Here is a 1,822-nt window from a genome sequence, read left to right as displayed (position 1 = left end):
GTGCACCTCAAACACATTCATGGCCACTTTGGCAGTATTCCTCTGGAAAAGGCGCTGCTTGGTGAATTACAGATCGAACTGAAAAACAACATGGGGCTGATGTCCTATCCGAATGTCGAAGCCATGATCAATGCAGGCTGGGTGGTGGACTAATCCAGTTCAACCAGCTTGGATCAATGCTGGGCTGACAGGCTCATCATCATCACTTAAGATGGTGAGCATTTAATGGATCCTCAACGTTATGGACAAACCAGCATGTCTGACCCTAAAGATACGCTTTATCGCCAGATCACCCTGTTGCAGTTGATCCCGCGTTACCCTGGTCGTATCGCCACTCCAACCCTGATAGAAAAACTTAAGGAACGGGGTTTTAAGGTCACGCCCCGTGCCTTGCAGCGGGATCTTAAAGACCGGCTTTCTTATTACTTTCCCATCATCTGCCATGATCAGCAAAAGCCCTATCGCTGGAGTTTTGACCAGCAAGCCAGCTTTAATCTGCCCTCGCTGGACACACCGGCAGCATTGGCACTGCATCTGGCCGAGCAGCAGCTTAGAGGGTTGTTGCCCCCGACAGTTGTTGATCAGCTCAAGCCCCAGTTTGATGCGGCTAATCAGCACTTGGAGCACCTCAACCAAAACAGCCTGAGCCGCTGGGCACGCAGAGTAAAAGCCCTGCCTAATGGCAAAATGCTGATACCTGCGGCTATGGATGAAAATACCTGGCGTTGTGTGGCCGAGGCGCTGCTGGAAAACTGCTGCCTGAAAGTCAGCTATCTGAGTCGCCAGAAAAAACAGCTTAAGGATTTTATCTTGCATCCAGCCGGTCTGGTCACCCAACCGGCCAGCAGTTACCTCGTCGCCCGCGTGGATGGTTATGATGATTTGCGCCAGTTTGCACTGCACCGGATCAAAAAAGCCGAAGTATCCAGCCAGATCTGTGAAATCGATGAAAGCTTCAACGTAGAAGACTACATCGAGCAGGGCGCTTTTGCCCGGCAGCAAGAGAAAAAGCCAGTGCAGCTGCTGGCCGACATTCATCCAGAGGTGGCCTGGCTGCTGGAAGAAACCCCACTCAGCAAGGATCAGACCCTTGAGCCGCTGAATGATGAAAGTGGCTGGTATCGGTTAAAAGCCCGGATACCCAGAGATCAGGAAACCCTCTGGTGGATATACGGGCTCAACAGAAGCATTCGGCTGTACGAGCCGGAAGAATGGGTGGCAGAACTTCAGATAAGCGCAAAAAAAATGAATGAATGGTACGGCCAAGGTTGTTAACCCGCTATTCAAACTGATTTTAACTTCCGGTCTAGTCCCATTTGCTGCGCACATCATGCTCGAATCGGTCTACCAGACGCATTTTCTCAGCTACAGCTTCGAACATCTGGTTTTGATCTGTGGATGCCAGCGTCACCTGGAAACAAGCGATGGTATCATTGCTTTCTCGCCAAGTGCGGGTGCAGTCCTCTTGTTTCATTTCACTTACAACGACAGCGTGCTGATCTTCATTTTGTATTCCATAGATGTAGTAGTTGATGCAAAATGTTTTTTCCCCGCGAGCATCAAGATATAGCACAACATCATATTTTGGGTACTGTTTGTGTTGTTTGTCCTGCCAAGAATCCAAAGCAAAACGAATGGCAGGATAACCATGCCACTGATTGATTCTGGATGTGACAGGCTTGCCACCAAGCGCTTCTTGCAGATAGTCAATACACTCTTTCTGGATGGCGTTGATTGCTCTGTTTTTTAATTCCAGCAACTGATTGATTTCATGCAGATTGTTAAGAATGAACTCGACTGTCGGTGCTGGCAGGTCTGGTGT

The 1,822-nt window shown here is 49.3% G+C and carries 2 protein-coding genes; one reads left to right on the top strand and one right to left on the bottom strand.

Annotated elements, in window-relative coordinates:
- Positions 1-225: 225 nt before the first annotated feature.
- On the top strand, positions 226-1,275 hold the full coding sequence (locus IBX50_RS20310; protein WP_292258207.1) for a WYL domain-containing protein: 1,050 nt from the start codon (positions 226-228) through the stop codon (positions 1,273-1,275).
- Positions 1,276-1,306: 31 nt separating this feature from the next.
- Here the strand turns inward: IBX50_RS20310 and IBX50_RS20305 are convergent.
- Positions 1,307-1,822: hypothetical protein (locus IBX50_RS20305; protein ID WP_292258206.1), on the bottom strand; the 516-nt coding region annotated here is incomplete at its 5' end.

This window comes from Marinospirillum sp. (assembly GCF_014859565.1).
The sequence above is the reverse complement of the archived record's forward strand: the minus strand, read 5'-3'. Positions and strand labels throughout refer to the sequence as shown.